This window comes from Burkholderia sp. BKH01 (assembly GCF_025685725.1).
In the GTDB taxonomy this organism is placed as follows: domain Bacteria; phylum Pseudomonadota; class Gammaproteobacteria; order Burkholderiales; family Burkholderiaceae; genus Burkholderia; species Burkholderia pyrrocinia_C.
Genome location: NZ_JAOTQT010000003.1, coordinates 236,835 through 262,892, shown reverse-complemented (window position 1 = coordinate 262,892; position 26,058 = coordinate 236,835). Strand labels below are relative to the sequence as shown.

Here is a 26,058-nt window from a genome sequence, read left to right as displayed (position 1 = left end):
GGTTTAGGTCCATTTCGCAGAGCATTACCGTTTCCTCCCCGTCGGCACGCTTGGCCGCCCTACTGAAGGACGTTCTTTGAGCGTCTCCAACGATAACCGCGAACACATGTCGCAGAAGACGTGCGTCCGGTCTGGCGGAACTGGATCGACCGATCCGATTACACGAAGCGTGCCACCGCCCCCCCATTCAAAACACCGTATGCACCCCCACCCGCGCCACCGCCTGGCTCGCCGAACTTGAAGCCCCATTCGGATCCAGCACGCCATTGACCTGCGCATTCGCGCCACTATTCGCCCGCTGATAATCAGCCGACACATAAACCATCGTCCGTTTCGACAACAGGTATTGAAGCGCCACGCTGAGCTGATGAGCATGGTTGTTGTTCACCGCTTCATTCCCCTTCATGTACATGTATTTCGCGCCCAGGACGACATCCGGCCTGACGTGCCACACCCCGCCGCCTTCGGCCATCCACACCCCGGCATCGTTGAACGAATTCCGCACGGTAGTCACCAGCGCACTCGCCGTCACGACACCAAAGTCGTAGTGCATCCCGATGCCCCAATTGCGCACGCTCGTCGACGGCACGCCAGGCGCCGGGCCGTACTTCTCGTTCGTATAAGCGGCGCCCACGCCAAACGCACCCACCTCATAGTTCAACCCGGCGCTGACCGCATTGTCCGCGCCGATCGCGCCAGCAACCCCGCCGAACGCATACATCACGCCCCCAGACAAACCCGCAACCATCGGCGAACTGTATTTGACGGAATTCGCGATCGGCTTGCTGCCTGCCGTGCGGTCCCAATCGAACGCACCGGTCGGATTGCCCGGCAGCGCGAGACGCTGGAACGGGCCATTCCGGAAACCGTATAGCCCATTGATATCCCTCGCAATCGCGTTCCCCTTCGAAAAGAGGGAATCCACCATGAAGTCGTACTGATTACCCAGCGTGATGCTGCCGAACCGGTCGCTCTCGAGGCCCACGTATGCATTGCGCCCGAAAATTTCGGACCCGATGATGGCGCCGTTCGCCATCGAGAACTGGTTCACAAGTGCGAACGTCGCGCGATATCCGCCGCCGAGGTCTTCCGTGCCGCGGAGGCCGAAGAGGTTGGGTGCGAATATCCCGTCGTCGAATTTGACGTTCTTTCCGCCGCCCTCGTTGCTGACATACGTGATGCCGCTGTCGATAAGACCGAACATCGTCACGCTGCTCTGCGCCCATGCGCCCTGCGCTACGGCAAGAATCGCCACTGCTCCAAACCTGAGTTTCATCATGTCTCCGTCTTTTTATTGAAATGCGAGCCTGCTGCCCGCTACGTGGCGGGTTCTCGCTCAATGCTTCGTATAACAACGCCTTCACCCCGGAAGATATAACGACGCCGAGAATATGATTAGTTTTACTGATTTATAAAATCGAAGATCGCCGCATGGAAAATGGATTGCCCCGCCCGCACCGATCAGAACACTCGAATCAAGCGCCTCGCCAGACAACCCACGCGGCGGAATCCACCTCGACAGCCACGGCTTCCAACGTCGAACCCGAGCAAGGTCCGTCGATACACACACCGTCGTCGAACCGGAACAGCGCGCTGTGATGCGCACACATCAACACCTGCGACCGGTAGCAGGAAACATTGCCCGGCACGAAATCGAGCGGCACCGAGAAATGCGGGCATCGATTCACATACGCCCACACCTGCTCGCCTCGTCGCACGACGATCACGGGACGTCCGATGCAAGCTTCGTCGACAACCCGCGCGCCGCCATCAGGCACCTCGGAAAAGCGGCAGAGTTGCGTCGCGTCCATGATTCACACTCTCTGCTCGGGGTTTCCCAGGCTCCAGTCCCACGGACGCACTTCGACGCGCGAGAACAACCCCTCCTTCACGTACGGATCGTTTCCGACGAACTGCATCACCGCATGGATGTCGTCGGCCTCCACGACGAGCAGCGTTCCGTTCATCGCGTCACCCTGCGGGTCCAGCGTCGGGCCGCCGAGCCGCACATACACGCCGTGCTGCGAAGCCGCGCGCAGGTAGCTCCGATGACTGGGCCGCACGCGGTCGCGCACGTCGCGCATACCGGGCTGGTCCGTCGCAAACACCGCGAAAAATCGAGCCATTCGATCAGCTCCGGTCGAGGACGAAGTCGTACGTCGCTTCGCGGTACGGGCCGTTGAGGCCGATCTGACGGGCGAGCTCGTCATCCGCGGCGCGCGGGCGATACGCGACCATCAGCGACGGCTTCACGCCGAAGACGGCATCCGATTTCAGATACGGGTCATCCTCGTCGAAGACATGCGTGACGAGCGTACGGAAGCCCGGCGCGTCGATCATGAAGTGCAGATGCGCGGGCCGCCACGGATGGCGGTCGGTGGCGTCGAGCATCTTCCCGACCGGGCCGTCGGTCGGAATGGGATAGCTGACCGGCAGAATCGTCGTGATCGCGTAACGGCCTTCGGCATCGGTCCGGTAGCGGCCGCGCAGGTTGCCGTGCGGTTGCGCCGTGTCCTGCCCGGAATACATGCCGTTCTCCGCGGTCTGCCATACGTCGAGCACGGCGTCCTTCACGGGAACACCGTCGGTGGTCAGCACGCGCCCATGCACGACAACCGGTGCACCCGGCGTGAGCGCCATGTTCTCGCCATACGCACGCTCGGGCATCCCCTTGATGTAGAACGGGCCGAATACCGTCGTCTCCGTTGCGCCGGTTGCGAAGCGATGGTTGATCGCATCGACGAGCATCGAGACGCCCAACGTGTCCGACAACAGGATGAACTCCTGGCGCACCACGTCGTCGCACATCTTCCCCGTCTCGGTCAGGAAGCGAATCGCCGCCATCCACTCGGCTTCCGTCAGTTCCGTTTCGCGTACGAACGCATGAAGATGCCGCACGAGGCTCTGCATCAGCACGCGCAAGCGCGGGTTCGGCGTGCCGTCGAAGCTGGCGACGACCTGCTCGGTCAGCCTCGTGTCGCCGTCATGGTGGTCATTCATGTCTGCCTCCCTTTCCCTTTGCACGTCAGGCCGTTCAATGCGGCGCGCGCCCTTCCCACGCGTCCTGAAGCAGCGCACGTATCGCCGCACGTTCGATCGGCCGCGGGTTCGCATACGGGTTCCGGCAGGCGAGATCGGCCGCTTCGTCGAGGCCCTCCTGCGGCATCCCGATGTCGGCGAGCGCCGGCGAGATGCCGAGCTGCTCGTTCAATCTGAACAGCAACGGGCCGGCTTCGGCCGCGTCGTTCCCGCCCAGCGCCCGCGCGACGCGGCGCAGCGCGTCGGGCGCAGCTGCGTGGTTGTAATGCGCGGTATGCGGCAACATGGCCGCGTGCGTCTGCGCGTGCGGCAGGTTGAACGTGCCGCCGAGTGTGTGACAAAGCTTGTGATGCAGCGCCATGCCGACCGCGCCCAGGCAGGTTCCCGCGAGCCACGCGCCATACAACGCGCGGCTGCGCATCGCTCGGTCTTGCGGATCGCGCACCACGACGGGCAGCGCTTCGCCGAGCGCGCGAATCGATTCCTCGGCCATCAAACTGATCACCGGGTTCGCGTCTTCCGAATAGAGCGCTTCGACGGCATGCGCCATCGCATTGACACCGGACGCCGCCGAAATGCCCGGCGGCAGCGACAACGTCAACGACGGGTCGTAGAGCACGGTACGCGGCAGCACGCGTGCGTCACGCCCGGTGCGCTTCAGCCGGCCTTCCGTGAGACCGTAGATCGGCGTCATCTCCGAGCCGGCGTAAGTCGTCGGCACGGCCAGGATCGGCAGCGACGATTCGAGCGCTATGGCCTTGCCCAACCCGATCGTCGAGCCGCCGCCGATCGCGATGCAACAGTCCGCGCCGAGCTCGGCGGCCATCTCGCGCGCGGCGCGCGCGACTTCGACCGGAACGTGCATGACCGCCTGTGCGCACACGCCGGCCGCACGCTCGCCCAGTACCTCCTTCACGCGGTCGGCAAGCGGCCGCTGCTCGGGCGTGGACAGGATGAGCGCGCGGTGCGCGCCGAGCGCCGACAGCTCGTCCGGCAGCCTGGCGAGCGCACCCCATTCGAACACCACGCGGGAAGGCGTACCTTGATAGACGAAGCGTTCCATGAAAGCCTCAGCGCTTGAAGTGCGGCGGCACGTTGCCGTCGACATTGACCCAAACCGACCGAGCTTCAGTGTAGTCGTGCATGGCCTCGAAGCCCATCTCGCGGCCATAACCCGACTTGCCCACGCCACCGAACGGGCTGCCCGGATTGACGCGCTTGTAGCAATTGATCCAGCACATGCCCGCATTGATCTGCGACGCCATCTTGTGTGCACGCGAGAGGTTCTGGGTCCAGAGGCCGCTGCCCAGCCCGTATTCCGTCGCGTTGGCAATGGCCAAAGCTTCCTCGTCGCTGCCGAAGCGCAGCACGGTGACGAACGGACCGAACACTTCCTCCTGCGCGATGCGGTCGGTCGCGCTCCTCGCTTCGATGACCGTCGGGCGCACATAGTAGCCGTTGGCGAGCGCCGGATCTTGCGGCGCGCTGCCGCCGGTGAGCACGCGGCCGCCCTGCTCGCGCGCGACGTCGACGAACGACAGCACCCGCTCGAGATGCTGCTTCGACGTCAGCGGGCCCATCTCGGTATCGGCGTCGAGCGGGTTGCCGATCCGGATCGACGATGCGAGCGCAACGAACCGTTCGAGGAACGCGTCCGCGATGCGTTCGTGCAGCACGAGGCGCGACCCCGCGATACACGCCTGCCCCTGGTTGTGAAAGATCGCCCATGCGGCGCCGTTGATGGCCGCGTCGAGGTTGGCATCGTCGAAGACGATGTTGGCGCCCTTGCCGCCCAGCTCCAGTTGAACGCGCTTCAGGTTGCCCTGCGACGCTTCGACGATCCGGCGGCCCGTTGCGGTCGAACCCGTGAACGCGATCTTGCCGACGCCCGGGTGTTCGGCGAGCCGCTGGCCGGCCGTATGCCCGTAACCGGGAACGATATTGACGACGCCCGCGGGGAACCCGACCTCGGCCATCAGTTCGACGATGCGCAACGTCGACAGCGGCGTGATTTCCGACGGCTTGAGCACCACCGTGTTGCCGGCGGCCAGCGCCGGGCCCATCTTCCAGCTGGTGAACATCAGCGGGAAATTCCACGGCACGATCTGGCCGACGACGCCGATCGGCGCGCGCTGCACATAGTTCAGGAAGCCGGTTTCGACGGGAATCACCGAGCCCTGCAGCTTGTCGGCCATGCCGCCGAAGTAGCGGAAGCAGGCGGCCGTGCGCGGCACGTCGAGCGCGCGCGAATCGCGAATCGGGTGGCCGGTGTCGAGCGATTCGAGCTGCGCCAGCTCCTCCGCATGGGCCTCGATCGCATCGGCGAGGCGCAGCAGCAGCCGGCCGCGTTCGGCTGCCGGCATGGCCGACCATTTCGGGAACGCGCGGGTCGCCGCTTCGACGGCCAGGTCCACGTCCGCCGCGGTGGCCGCGGCGATCTTCGTGATGACGGAGCCGTCGTGAGGATTCAGCACGTCGATCGTGCCGCGGTCGACGGCGTCAACGAAGCGCCCGTCGATGAAGAGTTGGGTTTGCATGAATCGTCCTCGGTATTTTGCTGAAGCTGAAGCTGAAGCGCTGCTCAGAACGCGATCGGATACGGCGCGAGCTCGCCGCTCTCGTAGCGTTGCGGCAGGTCCGGCGTCGCGTTTTCCCAGACCAGCAGCATCGAACGCTTCGTCGAATAGCCCTGGTGCCGGATGTCGGCGGGCATCGCGCAAATGTCGCCTGCGCGCATCGTGACGCGCGCCCGCGGTGCGCCGGTGTTCTTGTCGCCGATGTCCCACACGATTTCGTCGGACAGTTGCAGGAACCATTCGACGCGGTCGTTGCCGTGGAACACCGGCAGGATGAATTCCTCGGTGGTCGGGCAGAACAGGCTGCGCCCGCACACCGACGTGACCGACGGATTCCACGTCACGTCCGAGCGCGACAGATACTTGAACAGGTTGAACGCGTGCAGTTCGCCTTCGAAGCCCGGCTCGACATGCACTTCCGGCTCGTCCTGCGCGACGTCGAGAAACGCGCGGTTGACCGGCAGTTCGTCGCGCAGCGGCGAATCGCCTTCGAGGCCCGGCATGCGGCGCGTCGCGATCCGCGTGCGCTCGATGGCCGACCCGTTGTCGCCATGCTTGCGCCCGAATGCCGTGCCCGTTTCCTCGGGCGCCGCGAACGGGTCGAATCCCTCGTTCGTCCAGTCGTGCAGCATCGCCTTGAAGGTCGCCATGATCGTCGGCGTTTCGAAGGTCTCGGTGTAGTCGACCCCGGCGTCTTTCAGGATGCCGTTGAAGGTGCCCGCATACATGTCCACCTTGCCGTAGTGATTGCGCGTGCCGAACACGTGGTCGAAATTCACCCAGCCGTAGAAGAAGCCCCACGCCACGTCGCGCATCATCGCGCGCAGGAACGCGTCCGCCGGCATCGCATGCGTGCGGGTCTGGCCTTTCGCGGGCCAGCTGATCTTCACGAAATACTCATCGCGCTGGAACGCGAACTCGCCGAGCTGAAAGCGGCGGTAGCCGGTGACGGCATCGGCTTCCGTGGATCGCACCAGATCGGCGGCAAAACCGGCGGAAGGGTCGAGGGTCTCGAGGGTGGCCATAACGTGTCTCCTGGAATATTCGAATATGAGCGGTCGGAACGGTCAGTGCAGGCAGATCTCGGCCCACTTCTCGACGGACAACTCGCCGAGGATGGTCTGTACGAGCGCAACGCCCGGCTTGCCGGCGACGAAGCGGTATGCACAGCCGGCCGGCAGCAGCGCTTGATGCCCGTTGCGCAGGACGACGTACCCCATCTTGCGGCCGGCCGGTTGCGCGCCGGCGCTGACGGTGCCGCGGCCCGACGCCGGCGGCGTGTCGAGCTTGATGAATTCGATCCGGACTTCGCCATCCATCTGGATCGTGAATTCGTCATGGGCACATGCGAACCAGGGCGACTCGCCCTCGGTCCTCAGCACTTCGATCACGTATTCGAGATTCTTGCCGGCGACGACCTTTTCGTAAGGGGCCGACTTCGATGCCACCTCGAAGACGTTCGAGAAGGCGTAGTGCTGCGCGCTGCCGCTGGTGATTTCGATCTCGCCCTTCTTGTAGTTATCGAGCGAGCCAAAGACGGTGTGGAATGCCGTGTCGGTCATTGCTGTCTCCTGAGTTGAACCGCTTGTTGGATTCCACTCTAGGGGCAACGGACAACGGCAACAAGACAACGGATGGCGATTACGGCATTTGCGTTTCGCGAATAATCCCGCGGCTCACCGCACCCAGCCATGCTCCAGAAGCGGAAGATCCCACGGGGGCTCATCGCCGATGTAGTCGGCGAGGAATTCGACCAGCGCCTTCACCTTCAACGCCTGTCGCTGCGTTGCGGGATAAACGGCGGCAAAGCTCAGCGGCGCGAGTTGATAGTCGGTCAGGATCGGCACCAGCCGCCCCGCGACGAGCGCGTCGCTCGCCACGAGCGTGGGCAGGCAAACGACGCCGCCGCCGGTCAGCGCGTACTCGCGCAGCAGGTGAACGGAGTTCGAGCGAATCATGCCCGGCAGCTCCATTTCGACGACCTCGTCGTCGCGCGTCATCGTCCAGCGATTGCGCGACGGATAACCTGAATACAACGCGGTGGTGTGCTGCAGCAAATCGCGCGGATGTTGTGGCGCACCATGCGCTTCGAGGTAAGCGGGTGACGCGCAGAAGAGACGCCTGACCGTGAACAGCCGTCGCTCGATCAGCGACTCGGAAATCGGCGGAAAGATCTGGAACGCGATGTCGAACCCTTCTTCGACAGGGTCGACGACGCGATCATTGACGATGACGTCGAGCTGGATGCCCGGGTAGCGCCGATTGAATTCGACCAGCGGCGCGCCGAAGTGATCGAGCGCGAAGCCGGGCAGCATCTGGATGCGCAGCCGCCCGGTCGGCGTCGCGCGAAGCTCGCGCATCTGGTCCGTCAATTCGTTGACGCGCCCCACCACCTCCGCGCACTCGCGATAGAACGCCTCGCCCACTTCGGACAAGCGCACGTGGCGCGTGCTGCGATGGAACAGCGGCGCATTGACGAACTTCTCGAGCTGCTGGATGCGGTTCGTCACGACCGAACTCGTTACACCAAGCTGCCGCGCCGCCTCGGCGAAGCTGCTCGCCTCCGCGACTCTTACGAATGCCTCGATGCTCAGAAACCGGTCCATACCGCGCCCTTTTTCGACAGCGAAATCGGCAGTCTACCCGCACCGGGCAACGGGCTGTGTCATGCGGAATGCGTCACTGTGTCGCCGAATCGATGTCAATCGCGGAGCGCACCGGCATGGGCGTTCGCCTGCGCGCTCGCGCGGGCATTACCTCGGTTGCTCGCCGGCTGCCAGTTCCGGTTGCACGACCACGCGACGCTGCAGCACGGCAGGCGCGGTTTCCTTCAACAGCATGCTGACCACGATGCCCAGCATGACCGCGCACATCGGCAACCACATAATGTTCTGGATGCCGAAGTGTGTGGCAACGTAGCCGCCCATCGCCGGCGCGATGCCGCCGCCGAAGATCTCGCCGACGCCGACCACCACGCCGATCGACGTCGACACGAGGCCGACGGGCGCAGCCTCGGTCGCGACCGGGCCGGACAGCAGCGACACCAGCCCGAGCGTGAAGAACGACGCGACGAACAGGACCCCGAACAACGCGAGCGGCTGCGGGCCGAGGCCGCGGAAGATATAGAGCATCACGGCCGTTCCCGCGAAGCCGACGATGCTCGCGAGGCGGCGCCCAACCAGGTCGGAGAGGCCGGGTAACCCGAACTGCCCGAGAAAGCCGCCAAAGCCGATCGCCGACACCACGAGGCCCATCTTCTGCGTGCCGAGCGACAGGTAATCGGTCAGGTACAGCGGCAGCAGCGCGCCGAGCACGAAGACGCCGGTCATCGCGCAGCACAGTGCGGCCATCGCGACGAGGATGTTGCGGCTCTTGAGCACGTGGCCGAGCGACGCCGGCGCGTGTTCCGACGCGACCTCCTTCACGACCTTCGGCTCACGGATGACGAAGAACATGATTGCGCCGAGGATCAGGCCGGGAATCGCCACCAGCGCAAAGACCCAGCGCCACGACACGAAGCCGAGCAGCTGCGTGGCAATGATCGGCGACAGCGCCAGGCCGAACAACGCGAAACCGCTTTGCTGCAGGCCGAGGTTCAGGCCGCGCCGCCGCGGATGCGACGCGTCGGCCGTCGCCGCGAAGCTCGTCGGGCAGAACGAGCCCTCCGCGACGCCCATCAGCCCGCGAATCGCCATCAGCCCGAGCAGGCCGCCCGCGAGCCCCGAAAAACCCGACAGCAGCGAGAACGCGATGATGGCGGGAATGAGCACCTTCCTGCGGCCGATCTTGTCCGAGATGCCGCCCATCAGCGCCGCGAAGACGCCCCATGACAGGCCGAGCACGCCGATGCAGTTGCCGACGTCCTGCGCGGTCAGGTTGAGGTCCTTCATGATCGAAGGGAACAGCGGCGCGATGAGCCAGCGGTCGAGGCCGACCAGCCCGAAGCCGAGCGCCAGCAGCGTCACCGCCTTCCACTCATAGGAGGTATCCCACTCGTTTGCTTTCATTTCTGTCTCCGTGGACTGGTCCGCCTGCGCGCGCCGAAGCGCCTGTGCATACGCCAGGTCCGATGTTTTTTGTGTGCGATGTGAATCGCGACGAAGTGTTGGCCGCCTTTTCGATTCGACGCATCGAACCCGGCCAGCCGACGCCACAACGATAGGTGCAAGGCCGCGGATCGGGTATGGAACAACCGGCGAACGCGCCATTCGCGAAATGCAAATAATCGGGAGCGGCGGGCGGGAAGTGTCTGCGGGAAAGCATCGGGCGAATCGCCGCAACGCTGGAATGACGCTGACGCGTGCGACACGGGGGAATCCCTCATGGACATCGAGGAAGCCGCGAGCGGCCTGGCCCGGGCCACCGAGAAACTATTTCCCCAATTTCACTCAAGAAGAAAACGTTATTCCATATCAAGCGGGTTTTCCAAGCAATTTTGGATCCATTTTCCCTCCTGTCCCCCGTATCATTTCTCCCATTCGGAATCAGCAAGAAACGGACATGAGCGACACCACCACGCTGCACTACCTCGACTACGCGGCAACGACGCCCGCGGATCCCCGCGTGATCGAAGCGATGACGGCCTGCCTCGGCTTCGACGGCATCTTCGGCAATCCCGCATCGAGCTCGCATGCCGCCGGCCGGCTGGCGCGGGAACAGGTCGAGCGCGCTCGCGCGCAAGTCGCCGCGCTGATCGGCGCGGACGCCGACGAGATCGTCTGGACGTCGGGCGCCACCGAATCGAACAACCTCGCGCTGAAGGGTTATGCGGACACCGCGACCGACAAGCGCCACCTGATCACGAGCCGCCTCGAGCACAAGGCCATTCTCGACACGATGGCGAACCTGTCGAAGCGCGGGATGTCGGTCACCTTCCTGACGCCCACGCGCGACGGCGAAATCACCGCCGACGCGGTCGCCGCGGCGATCGGCCCCGATACCGGCCTCGTGTCGCTGATGCTCGTGAACAACGAGATCGGCACGCTGACCGACATCGCCGCGATCGCGCGCATCGTGCACGCCGCGGGCGCGCTGCTCCACGTCGACGCCGCGCAAGCGCTCGGCAAGACGCCGATCGACGTGCGTGCGCTCGGCATCGACATGATGTCGATGTCCGCACACAAGGTTTACGGTCCCAAGGGCATCGGCGCGCTGTTCGTGCGCCGCGACATCGCCGATCGGATCGCCCCGCAAATTCACGGCGGCGGACACGAGCGCGGGTTGCGCTCGGGCACGCTCGCGACGCATCAGATCGTCGGCATGGGCGTCGCGTGCGAACTCGCCGCCGAAAAACTCGACGGCGAAGCCGTGCGGATTGCTGCGCTCGGCGCACGCCTGACGGACGCGCTGTTCGCGCTCGGCGATGTCACGCAGAACGCCGCCGCTGCGCGCCGCATTCCGCACACGTTGAGCCTGACGGTGAATGCGCCGGGCTTTTTCCCGTTCATGCTCGGCGAAGCGCTCGCCGTGTCGTCGACGTCCGCATGCAACTCGACCAGCGGTGCACCGTCCCACGTGCTGACCGCGATCGGCCTCGATGCGGAGACTGCCGGCCGCACCGTGCGTGTGAGCTTCGGTCGCTTTACGACGGAGCAGGACGTCGATTTCGCGATCGCCTGTTTTCGGAAAGCAATCGAGCAATGTCGCGCGACGGCGTCGAACGGGTTTTCCGCTTCGCGGCAGATCACGCCGGCCGACCTGAAAGCGATCCGGAACGCGGGCTTCCGCTCGGTCATCTGCAACCGTCCGGACGGCGAAGGCGACGACCAGCCCGCGTTCGAAGAGATCGCTGCGGCTGCCCGCGAACTGGGCCTCGAAGCGCGCTACCTGCCGGTCGAGCGCGATCGCATCGGCGACGCGGAAGTCGATGCGTTCGGTGCGTTGGTCGATTCGCTGCAGAAGCCGGTGCTCGCGTATTGCCGAAGCGGGAGCCGCTCCGGCATGCTGTGGAATCGTTTGTCGAGCCGGCGCACCGCCTGACCCGGAACACTGCCCGAACACGCTGCACCACCCGCCGTCGCACGCAAAGGATGCCGATGCGTTGATACGTCGCCGGGTGGTGACGCAGGCCAACCAATCAAGCCTCGGCCACCCGGCTGACGACTGCCGTTGCATGACCCGCCGGCAATCCTGTCGCTCGCGCGCCGCTATTCGCCGACGCCCCCATCGCCGCTCACCGGCGTATAAATCGCCAGCTTCAACGCGGGATCGTCGTTCGCCTGAAACGTCGCGTATTCGTAGCGCTGCGTGCCGCGTTGCGCATGCGCGAACACCTTCTGGCCGGACACCCCGCTGCGCACGTCGTGCGCATCCCACCATTTCGCGAACTCGTCGCTGCTCGCGCGCAGGCGCTCCACCAGCGCAATGAACGCCGGATCGTTCGCATGGAGATCATGGTTCGTGCGAAACAGCGCGATCATCCGGCGCGCCTCGTCGGCCCAACTCCCGGCGAAGAGCCGACGCGCGTGCGGCTCGACGAACATGTAGACCAGGATGTTGCGGTCGGCTTCCGCGAGCCGATCGAAGTCGAGCAGCTCGGCTGCGGCGGCATTCCACGCGAGGATGTCCCAGCGCCGCCCGGTCACGTACGCAGGCAGGTGAAGATTCGCGACGAGCCGCGCGATGGTGGGCGGCACGCTCTCCCGCACGAACGCACGCGACGTGTCGCGCCGCGCGAGCGCGCGCAGATGGGCGGCCTCGGTCTTGTCCAGTCGCAATGCGCGTGCCAGCGCATCGAGCGTCGCGTCCGACGGGCTGACGTCGCGCCCCTGCTCCAGCCGCACATACCAGTCGACGCCGATGCCCGCCAGTTCCGCGACTTCCTCGCGCCGCAGGCCGGGTGTGCGCCGGCGCGGGCCGTCGTGCAGGCCGACGGCATCCGGTCGCAGCCTCTTGCGCCGCGAGCGCAGAAAATCGCCGAACGGGGTTCGCGTCGTAACGGTCATCGAGGTCGCTCCGTGCAGGGTGGTATCGGGCAATCCTGGGCTCGTGCCGGGCCTTGTTGCGGATTCTAAGCCTGCCAGAATCGGCGCGTCCCCCACCCTCTGGAACTGTCATGAAAGCTGCGATTCTGAAGTCGCTCGGCATGCCGCTCGCGATCGAAACGATGCTGGATCCCATGCTCGGCACCGGCGAGGTCATCGTGGATGTCGTTGCGGCACCGGTGCTGTCCTATGCACGGGAAGTGTTCAGCGGCGAGCGTCAGTACCCGATCGAACTGCCGATGGTGCCCGGCTGCGGCGCAATCGGCCGGGTCCGGCAAACCGGCCCCGACGCGACGAAGTTGCAACGTGGCGACTGGGTGTTCTGCGATCCGACCGTGCGCTCGCGCGACGATGCGCTGATGCCCGACATCGTGCTGCAGGGCTGGAGCGCGCGCGGCGAAGGCGGCAAGCAATTGCAGCGCCATTTCCACGACGGCCCGTTTGCCGAACGACTGCGGGTGCCGACCGAGAACGCGGTGCGCATCGGCGACATCCCGCCGGCCGACGCCGCACGCTGGTGCGCGCTCAATACGCTGCTCGTGCCGTACGGCGGGCTGCTCGCGTCCAATCTGCGCGCGGGCGAGATCGTGCTCGTCAGCGGCGCGACCGGCAACTTCGGCAGCGCGGGCATCGCGGTGGCGCTGGCGATGGGCGCGCGGTGCGTGGTCGCGCCCGGCCGCAATGCGCGAGCGCTCGCGGATCTCGAACGCCGCTTCGGCGAACGCGTGCGCACCGTCGCGCTGACCGGCGACGAAGCCGCGGATCGCGCACGCATGCAGCAGGCGGCGCCGGGGCCGATCGACTGCGTGATCGACCTGATGCCGCCGTCGGTGCCCGCGACGACGGTGCGTGCCGCAGTGATGGCGGTGCGCCCGTACGGGCGCGTGGTGCTGATGGGCGGCGTCGGCATGCTCGGCGGTGCGGGGCTCGAACTGCCGTATCCGTGGATCATGCGCAACGACATCACGCTGCGCGGCAAGTGGATGTGCCCGACGGAAGCCGTGACGCTGATGACGGGGCTCGTCCGCGGCGGACTGCTCGACCTCGCGCATTTCGACGTGACGGTGTTCGCGCTCGACGACGCGAACGAAGCGGTCGCGCATGCGGCGGCGAACGGCGGGCCGTTCAGGATGACCGTGATCGCGCCATAACGCGTATATCCGGCATCGCACCGTTCGGGGGCGTGACGCCGCGCCACGCCCCCGAACGGTGCAGGCATCCGGATTTTCACTACGTTGCCGAAATCCGATATTGCCCGGAGTTTTGGTTTCATACCGTTCACGCATCGGACCGGAAAGCGATTGCCGTTCAGCCGCGGCATCGCGTGCCGCCGACGAATTCCAGGAGCGGGCCGTCACACAAGGCCCGGGTGGCGATGACAGTCCTGCCACGCAGGACATTCGTGACGGAGCGAACATGGATGCAAAACTCGCGCCTGATTCAGGCACCGACAGTGACGTAAGCCTCCTGCACAAGATGGGCTATGCGCAGGAACTGTCGAGACGTATGAGCGGTTTCTCGAACTTCGCCGTGTCGTTTTCGGTGATCTGCATCCTGTCGGGCGGCATTACCGCGTTCCAGCTCGCGTTTTCCGCCACCGGCGGCGCATCGATCGGCCTGGGCTGGCCGTTGGGTTCGCTGTTCGCGCTGATCGTCGCCGTGTCGATGTCGCAGATCGCATCCGCGTTCCCGACGGCGGGCGGCCTCTATCACTGGGGCGCGATCCTCGGCGGGAAGAAATGGGGGTGGATGACGGCGTGGCTCAACCTCATCGGCCTCATCTTCGTGATCGCCGCGATCAACTTCGGCACCTACGATCCGTTCTTCAAGACGCTGATCGCGCCGATGTTCGGCGTCAGTCCGGACAGCCTGACCTGGTGGCATCAAACGGCGTTCATCACGTTCATCACGATCTCGCAAGCGATCCTGAACGCACGCGGCATCAGGATCGCAAGCAGGATCACCGACCTGTCGGGCTATCTGATTTTCGTGGTGACGATCGCGCTGGTCGTTTCGCTGCTCTACTACTCGCCTGTCGCGTTCGATGTGCATCGGCTTGTCACCTTCACCAATTTCACCGGTGTCGACGGCGGTGCGTGGCCGAAGCAGGCCACGCCGCTCGCGTTCCTGTCGGGCCTGCTGCTGGTGACCTACACCATCACCGGCTTCGACGCTTCCGCGCATACGTCGGAAGAGACGCACGATGCGGCCAAAAATGTGCCGCGCGGCATCATCGGGTCGGTGTTCTGGTCCGCGATCTTCGGCTACGTGATGGTGTGCGCGTTCGTGCTGGTGATGCCCGACCTGACCGCCAGCATGAAACAGGGCACCGGCTTTTTCGAAGCGATACTCGCGCCGATTCCGAAGACCTTGCGCGTCTGCCTTGAACTCGCGATGTTCTTCATCAACTACGTGTGCGGGCTCGCCGCGATCATGTCGACGTCGCGAATGGTGTATGCGTTCGCACGCGACGGCGGGCTGCCGGCGTCGAAACTGCTGCGCAGCGTGAATCACACGCACCGGACGCCCGGTCCCGCGATCTGGACGTGTGCGGTGCTCGCGATCGTCGTCACGTTGTATGGCGATGCGTTCTCGGTGCTGAGTGCCGGAAGCGCCGTGTTCCTGTTCATCTCCTATGCGATGCCGCTCGGCTCGGGGATGCTGGCCGAAGGCCGCACGTGGACCGAAAAAGGTCCGTTCCAGCTGGGCATCTGGTCGAAGCCGTGTGCGTTGCTCGCGCTGGTCGGCGCCTGTGTGCTTGCGTATGTCGGCATCCAGCCGCCGAATGAAAAGGTGCTCTACGTGCTCGTCGGTTTCGTGGCGGCGCTCATGGTGATCTGGTACGGCTTCGGGGTGCGCAATACCTTCGCGGGGCCGCCGGTGCTGAAGGACACGCGCAACCTCGAGCGCATCCGCGAACTCGAGGCGAACGTCGATCCGTCCGTCTGAAGCCCGTCGAAACATGCTGAAACCGCCGACTCGCCGGTGTCATGCCGCGAGCCGGCTTTTTTCGACATCGATGCGGAACGACCTTGATCCGGCAATCCAACCCTTCAGGCCGTCGAACTCTCGACTGACGATCATGCCCGTGAACTTCGCGAGGGTCGCGTTGCCGGTCACGACCGTCCTCGCGTGCAACCAGCGCACCGACCACGCGGCCGCCGATCATCCGGGCGGCCGCGCCGGTTCGTCACGCCCCCCTAATCCCCGCCGCCGTAGAACTGATTCATCCGATCGAGCTCGCCCGACTTCTGCGCGCGAATCAGTTCCTGCTTCACCTGAGCGCGCGTGATCGCCGCGGGGCCGCCCGCCTGTGACCCGGCACTGGGCATGGAGCCCACTGCGGTGGCGCTGATCGCTGCATCCGAGGGCGTGCCGGGGCCCGCGTCGGCTCCGCCGTCCGCCCGGGCAAGCCCGGCCGCACCCAGCATGCAAACGACGGCCAGCGCCGCCTTGTACATCGTCTTCATCGTGGCACCTCATCTGAAAAGACACTGCGACTCATACAGCGGGGACGGAGCCGATGTCCGGCCGCCCGCACGATTCGACACACGTCGCCGATGCGACAACATCGGCCGTGACGGCATGCACCGCTCGTTGCGAATCGCGAGCAATCTGCTGCGTCACTCCGGTCATCGGCCGGCTTCGCACGTTCGAGGTTCCATCGAGCGACCTTCGCGTCCTCCTGTGACATCCCCCGGACCAGCGCATTCGCATGCGAATGCGCAACCTTGCCTCACGGCAACTGGCGCAGGCTCTTGCCTGCGCGTCGTGCCGCAACGCGAATCGAACGTTCCTGTGGCGCGCGCCCGCGATCGGGCAAATCTCGCGCTTCGAGCCACCGCGCACCGGGCGGGGCAACCGGCAGGAATGGATTAATGATAGGGATCGGCCTGCCGGTTTAACGCCCCCTGACGAGGGGGCAATTGTGGAATTCGTCGACATGCCGACCTAAACTGGACACCGTATGCGCAAGGTGCACGCGGCCCTCGTTCGACGCGGTCGCGTGCAAGCCCGTCGTAGCTCCAGGGGCGCACCATGTCCGACAAATATGTCGCGCTAGCGGGCCACATCCGGCGACTGTGTTCGTTCGGCATCGAACCGCGCCTCGTCATTCCTCATGTGGTTGAAGCGACGCGGCGCATCGTGGGCGCCGACTGGGGCATGTTCTTCTATACCGACGAGCACTATGCAGTGTCGGACGTATACAGCGAAAACGACACCGTCTATCAAGTCCTGCCCACCTACTTTGCCGAAGTCCACAACACCGAAAAACAGGAAGTGCTCGGCGTCACGTTCTCGGATGCGATGCGCCGCGGCCGCGGATTCGAAAACAGCGCCCGTTACGACGCCGCGCTGCTGAAGAGCGCCATGTATGCGCAGCTGTGGCGGCCGGTCGGCATGCGGCATTGTCTCGAGCTGACGGCGACCGATGGCACCCGTGGCTGGGGAAGCCTGAAACTGTGCCGCGCACCCGGCGGCCACCCGTTCTCGGAAAAGAATCATCGGGACATCGCGCCCTTCGCGCGACATATCGCGCATGCGCTTTCGTGCCCGATACATCCGCCGTCGCGCGAAGCGGAAGGCAGCCAGTCGTCGATCATGGTCATCGACAACACCGGGAAGGTCTTGCTGCAGAGCGAGGACAGCATAAGAATGCTGGCGCTCGCATCCGGCGAACCGCTTGCGTTCTATCGTCGCGACTGCTTTCCGAACTGGCTTGCGCCGCTGCTGACGAACGTCAATCGCATCTGGTGCGGCCTCCCGGTGGCTCCCGCCACGATGGAACGCCGCAATGCGGCCGGCCGCTTCCGATTCAACGCGTATCGCTTTGCGCACGCGAGCGCGATGCACTGCGAACAGGCGATCGTGATCTACATCGAGCATTTCCTCCCGCACGAACTGGAAATCGAGCGGCTCGGCTTCGAGTTCGGTCTGACGGAACGACAACGGCAGCTCTGTTCGCTACTCGTCCTCGGCCACTCGCAAACCGCAATCGCTCGCTCCCTCGCGCTGCGCGACAGCACCGTCGTCGATCATGTTCGAAAGATCTATCGCAAGCTCAACGTCCACAACCACGACGAATTGCGCAGCGTCTTTCGCGTTGGCCGGCACGATTAGCGTCGCATGCCGTGTCGCGTCGAAAGCGCAGTCGCCACCGGACGGCACGGCACCTTCTCTCGCCCTGATATCGCCCGGCATCATCGAGTCAGACGGCCGAAAAGCAGTTGTCGACGAACAGATGGGTGCCGTTGACGAAACTCGACTCGTCGGACGCCAGGAACAGCGCGGCCGCCGCGACCTCCGACGGCTCGCACAGCCGACCCTGCTGAATCGCGATCGCCGCTTCGGTCGCGTCGACACCCATCGCCTGCAGGTCCTTGAGTTCGCGCATCCCGTGCGGCGTGCGGATGAACCCAGGTGCCAGCGCGTTGCAACGAATCCCGCGGTCGCGGTACTCGACGGCTATAGCCCGCGCGAACATGTGGCACGCGCCCTTGGTCGCGTCGTAGAGCACTTCGCCCGGCGTCGCACAGACCGCGGAAATCGACGACGTACACACGATGCTGCCCCGCCCCTTCTCGAGCATCTGCGGCAGCACCGCCTGCGTCATCAGGAACATGCTCTTGACGTTCACGCCCATCAGCCAGTCCCATTCCGATTCTTCGATGTCGAGGAACGGTTTGACGATCAGCGTCCCGGCGTGATTGAACAGGATGTCCGCATTGCCGTACTGCTCCCGCGCCGCATCGACGGCCTGCCTGACCTCCGTCTGTTTCGACACGTCGGCGCCGAGGCCGATCGCCTGCAGGCCGGCATCGCGCAGCCGGGATGCGAGCGCTTCGGCGGCGCCGCCGTCCCGGTCGACGATCGCAACCTTCGCGCCCTGTACGGCGAACAGTTCGGACGCAGCCGCGCCGCATCCGCCGGCGCCGCCGCTCACGATGGCGACCTTGCCGGCCAGGCGGCCGTCAATCTTGACACTCATTCTTCGTTCTCCTGCCTGGTTCGATCGGCGCGCTCAACTGAACAGCGTCCGAAGATGATCGTTGAGGAAGTAGCCTTCGGGGTCCACGCTGCGGCGCAGTGCGCGGAATGCTTCGGCCTTGGGGAACCAGCGGTCCACGTCTTCGCGGTTCGTGAAGTGCAGCTTGCCCCAGTGCGGACGCGAGTCGTAGTCGCGCAGGATGTCGTCGACGTCCTTCAGGAACGGCCAGTAGTCGACACCGTTCGGGCCGCCCGAGCATGAAATGGTGACGCTGTCCTGGTGGTTGAACGGGCTGATCCATGCCGGATCGCCCTTCGTGAAGCGGTACTCGACCGGGAAAATGCAGTCGCGGTGCTTCGTGAGAATAAGGTCGCGGACGCGGCGCAGCGCTTCCTTGCCGTGTTGCGCGGGCACCGCGTATTCGAGTTCATGGAAGTTCGGTACATAGTGGATCGCATACACCTCGGAGCTGTATGCGATCTTCTCGTGTTCGCCCTCATGGAACGTGCGCTCGGCGGTGACATCCATCACCTTGATCTCGCACACGTCGTAGTCCTTCTTCGAATTCGACACCTTCGCGGTGTCGGGCAGGCAGTACAGGTGGCGGCTTTCGGACGTCGGGCACCAGAAGAAGCCGAAATGGCGATGCTTCGCCGCCAGGTCGTCGTATTGCTCCATCAACGCTTCGAAGTCCTCGCGCCAGACACGGTCGTGCAGCCAGAACGCATCGGTCACCTGCAGCGTCATCTCCGAGACCACGCCGAACATGCCGATATTCACCTGCGTCGCATGGAGCAGGTCGAGGTCCTTCCGGTCGCTCACTTCCATGATCGAGCCGTCCGGACGCACGATGCGCATCCCGACGACCTGCGACGACAGGTTGCTCAGCGTCGTCCCCGTGCCGTGCGTGCCGGTGGCGAACGCGCCGGCGATCGCCTGCGAATCGATGTCGCCCTGGTTGACCAGCGACAGGCCGATTTCCTTCAGGTGACGCGTCACCGCATTGAGCTTGGTGCCGGCCTTCACCGTCACGCGCTTGCGCGCTTCATCGACATCGACGATGCCCTGGTAGTCCTGGAGCGACAACAGCAGGCCGCTCGTCGCCACGACCGGCGTGAACGAGTGCCCCGACCCCGAGCATCGGACGTGCTTGCCCTGGCGCGTCGCGGTGCGCACCAGTTCCGCGATCTCGGCCTCGCTGGTCGGCGACGCCAGGTGCGCGGCCACGCACGACTGATTGCCCACCCAGTTTCTCCAGAATCCGCCACGGGGAAGTTCCATCAACGTCTCTCCAGATAGGCACCGCGGTGCGTTGTCGGCATGGTTCGGTGAACTGCGTCGCATTCGTGCCAAAGGTAGGGCGCCGAAACGCTTTTCACTATCGGATTTCGGCAAGCGAGGGTTTCCACGAGGCTGCGCTTTTTGACCGGCTCGCCGAGCGACTACAATGATTCGACCCGGCCCGCCCCTTCCCGCCCCCGATGACGCCGTCTGCCCACCCGAGCGATTTCTCTGGCGCCCCGTTGTTCGCGCGAACGGTCGCGTTCTGCGCGTTCACCGACGTGGAGGAACAGGCGCGGTCGTTCGAAGGCTGGAACCTGAATTACACGCAGATCTCGGGCGGCCTGTTTCATGGCTCGTCGTCGATCGTGTCGCTGGGCGGCATCAAGCTGCTGGTCGAGGACCTCGACAAGGTCATCCTGCAGCGGGGCGCGGTGCCGTCGGACCGGATCGCCGTGGCCGTGCCGCTGGAACTGGAAGGGCATGCGCGCATGTGCGGCGAGAAAAGCGGGCGCGACAGCCTGCACGTGTTCTCGAGCCTGCCGGAATTCGAGTTCTACTCGCCCGACCGGCACGTGCTCGTGAATGTCGAGATCGAGCCCGACAAGCTGTCGACGCAGGCGATGCGCACGGTCGCCGCGTCGCTGCGCGCGCGCACGCTCGCGCCGCTGATCCCGATGCCCACCTACGTCGCGGACAATCTTCGCGATCTGCTGCGCCGAACGCTGGCCGCCGCGGCGAAAAGCGCCTCCGTCGAAGACGTGACGACGCAGGACCGGATCGAACTGCTGGAGCGCACCGTCCTGTATGCGATCTCGGAAGTGTTGACGGCGGCCGCGCCGGAGGCCGGCGCGCAAGCCGCACGCCCGACGAAGTACTGGTCGCTGGTCAACGCGGTGCAGGAGCGGCTTCAGGACGCATCGACCTGCCCGCTGTCGATCGCCGAACTGTGCGTGCAACTCGGCATCAGCCGGCGCACCGCGCAGTATGCGTTCCACGACGCGCTCAATCTGAACCCCATTGCGTATCTGCGGGCCGTTCGACTGAATCACGCGCGCCGCGAGCTTCGGCTCGGCGAATCCGTGACGTCTGCCGCAACCAAATGGGGCTTCTGGCACCTGAGCAGTTTCGCGCAGGACTATCGCGCGATGTTCGGCGAGTTGCCGTCGGCCACGGCCAGACGCTACGCGGCGCGCCAGGCCATCTGAAAGCCTTGCGCGGTTCGGCGGCCGATGCCGGACCCCACACCGGCCGCCGTCCTGCTCACGCCATCACTCGTCCTGCTGTTCCTGCTGCGCCTGCACCTGCCGCTGCTGGATGAACTGCCGTACATCGCTCATCGTCACGCGGCCCGTGTGCTTCGCATCGATCTCGTCGAAGTGCTTCGACACGAAACCGAGCCCGCCGCTCTGCGCCTGCGCCTTCGTCACGGCCGCGCCGTTGCTCAGCACCGTATTGGCGCCGAGCCTCGCGTCCACACGCCGCTGCGCCTGCTGCTGCAGCGTCGCGCCGGTCGACGGCAACACCGGCGCCGCACGCGTGGCAGGGAAGAACGGACCGTCGACACCGCGCCCGCCATGCGGCAGCTTCACCGGCGCCACCGCCTGCGGCGGCAATGCGTAGGCGCTGCTCACCACGGCACCGAGGACGATCACCGCAGGCATACGCCGAATCAATTTGATTAGGGACATGATCACTCGCATTCAATGGATGAATAGAGGGTTCCTTTGACAAGGAGTCCGTCGCTCAAGGGGCCGCCGCCAGCGTCGTCGCGGCCGTCGCGCCCGGCACGCTGCCGGTCGGCACGCTGGGCGGGTTCTCGTCCGGCCAGGGCGGCGGCAGCGTGTGCAGCGTCAGCGCCGTCGGAATCCGCGCGCCCTTGTAGAACGTCTTCAGGTCACGCTTCATCTGCGGACGCGCGACATCGTCCAGATAAGTCATGTGACCGCCCTGGAAGAAGTTCACCTGCAGCTTCGGATTCAGGCCCTTCACCGTCTGCAACCGCGCGAGTTGCTTCTCGGTGTTGAAGAACGGCGTCGCGAGATCGTGGAAGCCATTCTCCGCGAGCACGCGAAGCTTCGGGTTGAGCTGCAGCGCACCGAGCAGATCGGGGATCGTGTCGGGCATCGGCTGGCCGTCGTGCGAGAAGTCCCATACGCCGATGATGTTGTCGTTCAGCGGCAGGTAGGTTGCGTTCGGCGCGGTGTAGCCGAGGTAGTCCGGCATCTGCGTCGCGAGCGCGTTCGTGAACGGCTGCGAGATCAGGATGTCGGACGGGTCGCCGTCGTTCTGCAGCCGCGGATCGGAGTTCGGCAGCGACACGCGCCCGTCATACCGGCCGACCGTCGTGCCGGGCAGCAGGCTCGTGCCGAACGGGTTCGCGTTGAAGTAGCCGCGCAGCGCCTGTTGCGTCAGGCTCGACGGGATCGACCACAGCTGGAGTGTCGCATCGCTCGGGAACACCGGCGTGCCGAGCGCATCCGGAATGCCGAGCTGGCTCAACACCCACGACTGCGAGTACTTCTGCAGCTGGTTGTAGATCAGCGTCGTGAACAGTTCCGTCTGCAGTGCGTACAAAGCCTGGTTCACCGGCGCCGGCGATACCTGGTTGAAGTACGCCGCGACCGCCGCATAACCGGGCAGATAACCGGCCACCGTATCGGTTTCGAGCAGCAGCCCTTCCGTCGACTGCGTGATCGCCACCGCTTCCACTGCATCCGCGAAGTAGTTCAGGATTGCCGACTGCAGCACGATGCCCGTCAGGTGCACGCCGGCCGATTCGAGCGCGAGCGCCAGCATGTCGGTGCGCGGCGTGCCGTACGATTCGCCGTACAGGTAGATCGGCGACGTGCTGCGGCTGTTGACGTTCAGGTAGCGCTGGATGAAGTCGCGCATGATGTTCACGTCCGCATCGGAACCCCAGTACTTCTGGTTGGTGTTCGGCAACACGGCTTCCGACAGCCCGGTTCCCGGCGGGTCGATGAACACGAGGTCGGTGGTGTCGATCAGGCTTTCCGCGTTGTCGACGAGCGGATAGTTCGGCCAGTTGCTGCCGAACAGCGGATCGGGCGTGGCGACGCGAGTCGGCGCGAACGAGCCGAGGCGCAGCCAGATCGACGACGAGCCGGGGCCGCCGTTATACACGAACGTGACGGGGCGCGGCTTGCCGTTCGTGCTCGGCGCGGTGTACGCGACATACGACATCGACGCTTCCGCATTACCGTTCGCGTCCTGCGCGGTCAGGTGGCCGGTGGTCGTCGTGTAGTTGATGGTCGTGCCGCCGGACTTCCACTGGTAATGCATGACCGCCGCTTTCTCGGACACTTGCGCGGCGGCGAGGCCGTCGGTCGCATTCATCGAATACGCGACCTGATCGACGTAAGGCTGGTTGGCCGCCGGCGTCTGGCTGCCGGCCGATTGTTGCGCGCTGGCCTGCTGGCTGGCTGTCGCCTGCGCGAGGCTCGACGCGCCGACGGACGACGAATCGTCGCCGCCGCATGCCGCGAGAGCCAGTGTCATGACGGTCAATGCACCTAGCCCGGCCAACCGGCCGTGACGACCACGGCGACCTTGGCGGCTGCCGGTACAGCTCCTGTCTGGTTTCATCTCTATCCTTGTGCTGGGTTCGAATACCGCTTCACAAAGGCCGCCTTCGCCGGCGAGACGCGCAGCAACACCCGCCACTCGCGCATAAGGCGGTTGGGATCGGACTGCTTCAAGAGACTGAACGTGATACAGACACAGCAAACTGCCGGCGAGAATCGTGCTTGAACCGCCCCCTGCAGTTTGGACTTCTTTTCTGATTACCGAAATTTACGACATCGACAAAATAGGCGGTGCTGCGCCGCGTTGTCAAAGATCATTCCGATATTAAAAATCCCGTAATGATGCGAAGGCCGGCCAGTGTTTGGGATTTGAAAGAAAACGGGACTATTCGCGCAAGGTGCGTTTTATCGGCAATGCTCCGCCGAATATTTACTTTTCTCGCACAACGCAGAAGCCTTTGCTGTATTGATACAGCACCTCATAATCCTTCATATCGACAGGATTTTTCTTTCATTTTTATTATCTTCAATAGATTAAAGCAGTGTAGCGGCATGCGTACGCGATCCGATGATTTGATTCACTTCTAGCGTTATTTAATCATGGTGGCTTATGCACACCTCGCCATCCACAAAATACCGATTTTGCTAATTCTCATCGGCCGCGGCGGAATTATTTACCCGATATCCGACCGGGTTTTCCGCAGCACGGGCGGCGCGCGATACATACGCCGCCGCCCGCGTGACGACGTGCGGCAGTGCCGCACGTCGCCCGTCACAAACACTCAACCCGCGATCAACGCCCGCCGCCCGGCAGCGCGATATCGATCAGCACCGGATCGTGATCCGACGACCGATACGCATCCGGCGCGTAGTACGTCTTCTGCTGCTCGGCCGACTTGTACGCCATCGTGTATTGCAGCGCGAGCGGCTCGTCCGCGTTGATGTGCCATTCGTGCACGGCCTTCACGTGCGACGCGAGCGGCAGCGTCGCGAGCGCGTGGTCGAGATAACCGGCTTCGCCGTTGTACACGTAGCTGTACGCGTTCGCGCCGATCCAGCGCGCGACGAGGTTGCGGTAGCCGCGCGATTCGAGCGCGCGGATCGGGTCTTCATGCGTATAGCTGTTGAAGTCGCCGATCAGCAGCACGCCCTGGCCCGCGACACCGGTCGGTGTGCCGGCGAGCCAGTCGGCGACCTTCGCCGCCGCACGCGTGCGCGTCGGGTTCCAGCAGCCCTGGCCGTCGCCCTGGTCGAGATCGTCGTTCGCGGCGTCCGGGCAGTTCTTCGACTTCAGGTGGTTCACCGCGATCGTCAGCGCCTGCTTGCCGCCGATACGGCGGAACGACTGCGCGAGCGGCTGGCGGTTCTTGTCGTCGATCGCAAGCGTGGCCGCGCGGCCGATCGGTTCGACCTTGCGGCTGTCGTAGATCATCGCTACCGCGATCGCGTCGCCGCCGAGGCGCGACGTGCCCGGATCGACGACGCGCCAGTTGTTGCCGAGCTTCGCCGCGAGCTGGCGCACCGCGCTCAGTTCGCCGTAGCCGTTGTTCTGGATTTCCATCAGGCCGATCACGTCGGCGTCGAGCGCCTTCAGCGCGCTAACGATCTTCGCTTCCTGACGCTGGAATTCCTGGTAGTTCTTCGCGCCGCGGTTGTTCGGATCGTCGAAGCCGCCGCCGAGACCGTTGCCGTTGAAGTAGTTGAGGACATTGAACGACGCGACGCGCAGGTTCGATTTCGGATCGCGCGCGGGCGCGTTGGTGCGCGGATTCGTGCGCGCGTCGAATGCCGGCACGGCCGCGCCGGGCAGCGGCTGCACGCGCCAGGCGCCGTAACGCACTTCGAGCACGCCTTCGACGTCGCGCACCGTGTAGCCCGCGCGCAGCGTGTTCGCGGCCGACAGGCCCGGCGCCGGATACGGCACGGTCGCGGGGTTCTGCTTGTTCGAGCCGTCGTCGAGGACCAGCCGGTTGCGTGCGTTCGCATCGATCTGCGTCTGCGCCTGCGCGGGCGGCACGACGCTCGTCGGCGTGCGCAGGCGGCCGTTGCTGAGCAACACGCTGCCGTAGCGGCCGAGCTCGTAGTTGTCGGTGACGTTCAGCGTCTGCGGCAGGCGCACGAGCATCCCTTCATACGCGGCGAACGCGTTCGGGCTGTCCACCGGCAGCGTGAGCGTCGCGGGCGTGACGGTCTGGCCGTTCGCGCACACCGCGATCGCACCCGACTGCGTGAGCTGCGTCTGCCCGTATTTCTCCTCGACCTTGCCCGTCACGTGCACGAGATCGCCGACCTTCGCACGCACTTTCGGCGCATAGACGAACAGGCCTTCGGACACGCCCGGCTGGTTGCGGCGCTGCGCGTCGGCCTGCTGGACGAAGAAGCCGCCGAAGCCGTCGGTGCCGCCGAAATCGGCAGTGACGACGGCTTCGATCGACACGTTCTGCCCGGCGAGCGGCGACGGCGCGCCCGGCCCCTGGATATCGGCAATGGGCGTCGCGCTGCCGCCGCAGTTCGCGCTGACGGGCGCGGCGGTGGCGGCGATCGCCGGCGCGGCGAGCGTGGGCAGAAGCAATAACGGGGCAAAAAGGCGGATTGTCGAGCGCATGACGGGGAATCCCGGTTGTGAGGGTGGCGAAAGCTTAGCG

General features: G+C 64.9%; 23 protein-coding genes. 5 read left to right on the top strand and 18 right to left on the bottom strand.

Features of this window, described 5'->3' with window-relative positions:
* Window positions 1-187 precede the first annotated feature (187 nt).
* From OEJ37_RS06835 to OEJ37_RS06790, 10 genes are all read right to left on the bottom strand, one after another.
* Complete coding sequence (locus tag OEJ37_RS06835; RefSeq protein WP_263343672.1) at window positions 188-1,276, bottom strand: porin; 1,089 nt, start codon at window positions 1,274-1,276, stop codon at window positions 188-190.
* A 199-nt stretch (window positions 1,277-1,475) separates the two neighbouring features.
* The gene (locus OEJ37_RS06830) at window positions 1,476-1,811 is read right to left on the bottom strand and encodes a Rieske (2Fe-2S) protein (protein ID WP_263343670.1); all 336 of its coding nucleotides are present in this window, start codon (window positions 1,809-1,811) and stop codon (window positions 1,476-1,478) included.
* Between the two features lie 3 nt (window positions 1,812-1,814).
* Window positions 1,815-2,126 (bottom strand): YciI family protein, encoded by a 312-nt coding sequence (locus tag OEJ37_RS06825; RefSeq protein ID WP_072438385.1) that lies wholly within the window; start codon window positions 2,124-2,126, stop codon window positions 1,815-1,817.
* Window positions 2,127-2,130: 4 nt separating this feature from the next.
* Window positions 2,131-3,000 carry an intradiol ring-cleavage dioxygenase gene (locus OEJ37_RS06820; protein ID WP_263343668.1) on the bottom strand — a complete coding sequence of 290 codons (870 nt, stop codon included), beginning with the start codon at window positions 2,998-3,000 and terminating at the stop codon, window positions 2,131-2,133.
* A 34-nt stretch (window positions 3,001-3,034) separates the two neighbouring features.
* On the bottom strand, window positions 3,035-4,102 hold the full coding sequence (locus OEJ37_RS06815) for a maleylacetate reductase (protein ID WP_263343667.1): 1,068 nt from the start codon (window positions 4,100-4,102) through the stop codon (window positions 3,035-3,037).
* 7 nt (window positions 4,103-4,109) lie between these two features.
* Window positions 4,110-5,576, bottom strand: a complete 1,467-nt coding sequence (locus OEJ37_RS06810) for an aldehyde dehydrogenase family protein (RefSeq protein ID WP_174416656.1) — start codon at window positions 5,574-5,576, stop codon at window positions 4,110-4,112.
* Window positions 5,577-5,620: 44 nt separating this feature from the next.
* Window positions 5,621-6,640 carry a hydroxyquinol 1,2-dioxygenase gene (locus OEJ37_RS06805; RefSeq protein WP_105393326.1) on the bottom strand — a complete coding sequence of 340 codons (1,020 nt, stop codon included), beginning with the start codon at window positions 6,638-6,640 and terminating at the stop codon, window positions 5,621-5,623.
* 42 nt (window positions 6,641-6,682) lie between these two features.
* Complete coding sequence (locus tag OEJ37_RS06800; protein WP_263343664.1) at window positions 6,683-7,177, bottom strand: hydroxyquinol 1,2-dioxygenase; 495 nt, start codon at window positions 7,175-7,177, stop codon at window positions 6,683-6,685.
* A gap of 114 nt (window positions 7,178-7,291) precedes the next feature.
* Window positions 7,292-8,221, bottom strand: a complete 930-nt coding sequence (locus tag OEJ37_RS06795; RefSeq protein ID WP_263343662.1) for a LysR family transcriptional regulator — start codon at window positions 8,219-8,221, stop codon at window positions 7,292-7,294.
* A 147-nt stretch (window positions 8,222-8,368) separates the two neighbouring features.
* Entirely contained in the window at window positions 8,369-9,622 is a 1,254-nt protein-coding gene (locus OEJ37_RS06790) for an MFS transporter (protein ID WP_263343660.1), read from the bottom strand.
* 493 nt (window positions 9,623-10,115) lie between these two features.
* On the opposite strand from OEJ37_RS06790, the gene OEJ37_RS06785 reads away from it, so the two are divergent.
* Complete coding sequence (locus OEJ37_RS06785; protein ID WP_263343659.1) at window positions 10,116-11,594, top strand: aminotransferase class V-fold PLP-dependent enzyme; 1,479 nt, start codon at window positions 10,116-10,118, stop codon at window positions 11,592-11,594.
* Window positions 11,595-11,761: 167 nt separating this feature from the next.
* On the opposite strand, the gene OEJ37_RS06780 is transcribed toward OEJ37_RS06785, so the two are convergent.
* Complete coding sequence (locus tag OEJ37_RS06780; protein ID WP_263343863.1) at window positions 11,762-12,559, bottom strand: helix-turn-helix transcriptional regulator; 798 nt, start codon at window positions 12,557-12,559, stop codon at window positions 11,762-11,764.
* Window positions 12,560-12,669: 110 nt separating this feature from the next.
* On the opposite strand from OEJ37_RS06780, the gene OEJ37_RS06775 reads away from it, so the two are divergent.
* Window positions 12,670-13,749 (top strand): alcohol dehydrogenase catalytic domain-containing protein, encoded by a 1,080-nt coding sequence (locus tag OEJ37_RS06775; protein ID WP_263343656.1) that lies wholly within the window; start codon window positions 12,670-12,672, stop codon window positions 13,747-13,749.
* A 265-nt stretch (window positions 13,750-14,014) separates the two neighbouring features.
* Window positions 14,015-15,547: an amino acid permease gene (locus OEJ37_RS06770; RefSeq protein WP_174416663.1), complete on the top strand. Its 1,533-nt coding sequence runs from the start codon at window positions 14,015-14,017 to the stop codon at window positions 15,545-15,547.
* Window positions 15,548-15,586: 39 nt separating this feature from the next.
* On the opposite strand, the gene OEJ37_RS06765 is transcribed toward OEJ37_RS06770, so the two are convergent.
* Together OEJ37_RS06765 and OEJ37_RS06760 are read right to left on the bottom strand one after the other, a co-directional pair.
* Complete coding sequence (locus OEJ37_RS06765; RefSeq protein ID WP_263343655.1) at window positions 15,587-15,718, bottom strand: hypothetical protein; 132 nt, start codon at window positions 15,716-15,718, stop codon at window positions 15,587-15,589.
* Between the two features lie 80 nt (window positions 15,719-15,798).
* Window positions 15,799-16,068, bottom strand: a complete 270-nt coding sequence (locus OEJ37_RS06760) for a DUF4148 domain-containing protein (RefSeq protein WP_174416665.1) — start codon at window positions 16,066-16,068, stop codon at window positions 15,799-15,801.
* A 568-nt stretch (window positions 16,069-16,636) separates the two neighbouring features.
* Between OEJ37_RS06760 and OEJ37_RS06755 the strand changes: the two genes are divergently transcribed.
* The gene (locus OEJ37_RS06755) at window positions 16,637-17,719 is read left to right on the top strand and encodes a helix-turn-helix transcriptional regulator (RefSeq protein ID WP_152864910.1); all 1,083 of its coding nucleotides are present in this window, start codon (window positions 16,637-16,639) and stop codon (window positions 17,717-17,719) included.
* 88 nt (window positions 17,720-17,807) lie between these two features.
* Here the strand turns inward: OEJ37_RS06755 and OEJ37_RS06750 are convergent, their stop codons facing one another.
* Both OEJ37_RS06750 and OEJ37_RS06745 read right to left on the bottom strand, forming a co-directional pair.
* Window positions 17,808-18,587 carry an SDR family NAD(P)-dependent oxidoreductase gene (locus OEJ37_RS06750; protein ID WP_263343652.1) on the bottom strand — a complete coding sequence of 260 codons (780 nt, stop codon included), beginning with the start codon at window positions 18,585-18,587 and terminating at the stop codon, window positions 17,808-17,810.
* 33 nt (window positions 18,588-18,620) lie between these two features.
* Window positions 18,621-19,868, bottom strand: coding sequence for a D-arabinono-1,4-lactone oxidase (locus tag OEJ37_RS06745; RefSeq protein ID WP_174416667.1), 1,248 nt, complete (start codon window positions 19,866-19,868; stop codon window positions 18,621-18,623).
* Between the two features lie 242 nt (window positions 19,869-20,110).
* On the opposite strand from OEJ37_RS06745, the gene OEJ37_RS06740 reads away from it, so the two are divergent.
* Complete coding sequence (locus OEJ37_RS06740) at window positions 20,111-21,076, top strand: helix-turn-helix domain-containing protein (RefSeq protein ID WP_263343648.1); 966 nt, start codon at window positions 20,111-20,113, stop codon at window positions 21,074-21,076.
* 63 nt (window positions 21,077-21,139) lie between these two features.
* Here OEJ37_RS06740 and OEJ37_RS06735 read toward each other — a convergent pair whose 3' ends face one another.
* The 3 genes from OEJ37_RS06735 to OEJ37_RS06725 all read right to left on the bottom strand — a co-directional run bounded on the left by OEJ37_RS06735 (window position 21,140) and on the right by OEJ37_RS06725 (window position 26,018).
* A complete protein-coding gene (locus OEJ37_RS06735) occupies window positions 21,140-21,571 on the bottom strand; it encodes a 2-oxoglutarate dehydrogenase (protein WP_175917376.1) in 432 nt (143 codons plus the stop codon).
* Between the two features lie 43 nt (window positions 21,572-21,614).
* Window positions 21,615-23,474 carry a S10 family serine carboxypeptidase-like protein gene (locus OEJ37_RS06730; RefSeq protein ID WP_174416670.1) on the bottom strand — a complete coding sequence of 620 codons (1,860 nt, stop codon included), beginning with the start codon at window positions 23,472-23,474 and terminating at the stop codon, window positions 21,615-21,617.
* Between the two features lie 732 nt (window positions 23,475-24,206).
* Window positions 24,207-26,018, bottom strand: a complete 1,812-nt coding sequence (locus OEJ37_RS06725; RefSeq protein WP_263343645.1) for an ExeM/NucH family extracellular endonuclease — start codon at window positions 26,016-26,018, stop codon at window positions 24,207-24,209.
* Window positions 26,019-26,058 lie beyond the last annotated feature (40 nt).

Coding starts and splice junctions, on each gene's coding strand:
- OEJ37_RS06835 (WP_263343672.1), bottom strand. CDS start 1,276: ATGAAACTCAGGTTTGGAGCAGTGGCGATTCTTGCCGTAGCGCAGGGC.
- OEJ37_RS06830 (WP_263343670.1), bottom strand. CDS start 1,811: ATGGACGCGACGCAACTCTGCCGCTTTTCCGAGGTGCCTGATGGCGGC.
- OEJ37_RS06825 (WP_072438385.1), bottom strand. CDS start 2,126: ATGGCTCGATTTTTCGCGGTGTTTGCGACGGACCAGCCCGGTATGCGC.
- OEJ37_RS06820 (WP_263343668.1), bottom strand. CDS start 3,000: ATGAATGACCACCATGACGGCGACACGAGGCTGACCGAGCAGGTCGTC.
- OEJ37_RS06815 (WP_263343667.1), bottom strand. CDS start 4,102: ATGGAACGCTTCGTCTATCAAGGTACGCCTTCCCGCGTGGTGTTCGAA.
- OEJ37_RS06810 (WP_174416656.1), bottom strand. CDS start 5,576: ATGCAAACCCAACTCTTCATCGACGGGCGCTTCGTTGACGCCGTCGAC.
- OEJ37_RS06805 (WP_105393326.1), bottom strand. CDS start 6,640: ATGGCCACCCTCGAGACCCTCGACCCTTCCGCCGGTTTTGCCGCCGAT.
- OEJ37_RS06800 (WP_263343664.1), bottom strand. CDS start 7,177: ATGACCGACACGGCATTCCACACCGTCTTTGGCTCGCTCGATAACTAC.
- OEJ37_RS06795 (WP_263343662.1), bottom strand. CDS start 8,221: ATGGACCGGTTTCTGAGCATCGAGGCATTCGTAAGAGTCGCGGAGGCG.
- OEJ37_RS06790 (WP_263343660.1), bottom strand. CDS start 9,622: ATGAAAGCAAACGAGTGGGATACCTCCTATGAGTGGAAGGCGGTGACG.
- OEJ37_RS06785 (WP_263343659.1), top strand. CDS start 10,116: ATGAGCGACACCACCACGCTGCACTACCTCGACTACGCGGCAACGACG.
- OEJ37_RS06780 (WP_263343863.1), bottom strand. CDS start 12,559: ATGACCGTTACGACGCGAACCCCGTTCGGCGATTTTCTGCGCTCGCGG.
- OEJ37_RS06775 (WP_263343656.1), top strand. CDS start 12,670: ATGAAAGCTGCGATTCTGAAGTCGCTCGGCATGCCGCTCGCGATCGAA.
- OEJ37_RS06770 (WP_174416663.1), top strand. CDS start 14,015: ATGGATGCAAAACTCGCGCCTGATTCAGGCACCGACAGTGACGTAAGC.
- OEJ37_RS06760 (WP_174416665.1), bottom strand. CDS start 16,068: ATGAAGACGATGTACAAGGCGGCGCTGGCCGTCGTTTGCATGCTGGGT.
- OEJ37_RS06755 (WP_152864910.1), top strand. CDS start 16,637: ATGTCCGACAAATATGTCGCGCTAGCGGGCCACATCCGGCGACTGTGT.
- OEJ37_RS06750 (WP_263343652.1), bottom strand. CDS start 18,587: ATGAGTGTCAAGATTGACGGCCGCCTGGCCGGCAAGGTCGCCATCGTG.
- OEJ37_RS06745 (WP_174416667.1), bottom strand. CDS start 19,868: ATGGAACTTCCCCGTGGCGGATTCTGGAGAAACTGGGTGGGCAATCAG.
- OEJ37_RS06735 (WP_175917376.1), bottom strand. CDS start 21,571: ATGCGAGTGATCATGTCCCTAATCAAATTGATTCGGCGTATGCCTGCG.
- OEJ37_RS06730 (WP_174416670.1), bottom strand. CDS start 23,474: ATGAAACCAGACAGGAGCTGTACCGGCAGCCGCCAAGGTCGCCGTGGT.
- OEJ37_RS06725 (WP_263343645.1), bottom strand. CDS start 26,018: ATGCGCTCGACAATCCGCCTTTTTGCCCCGTTATTGCTTCTGCCCACG.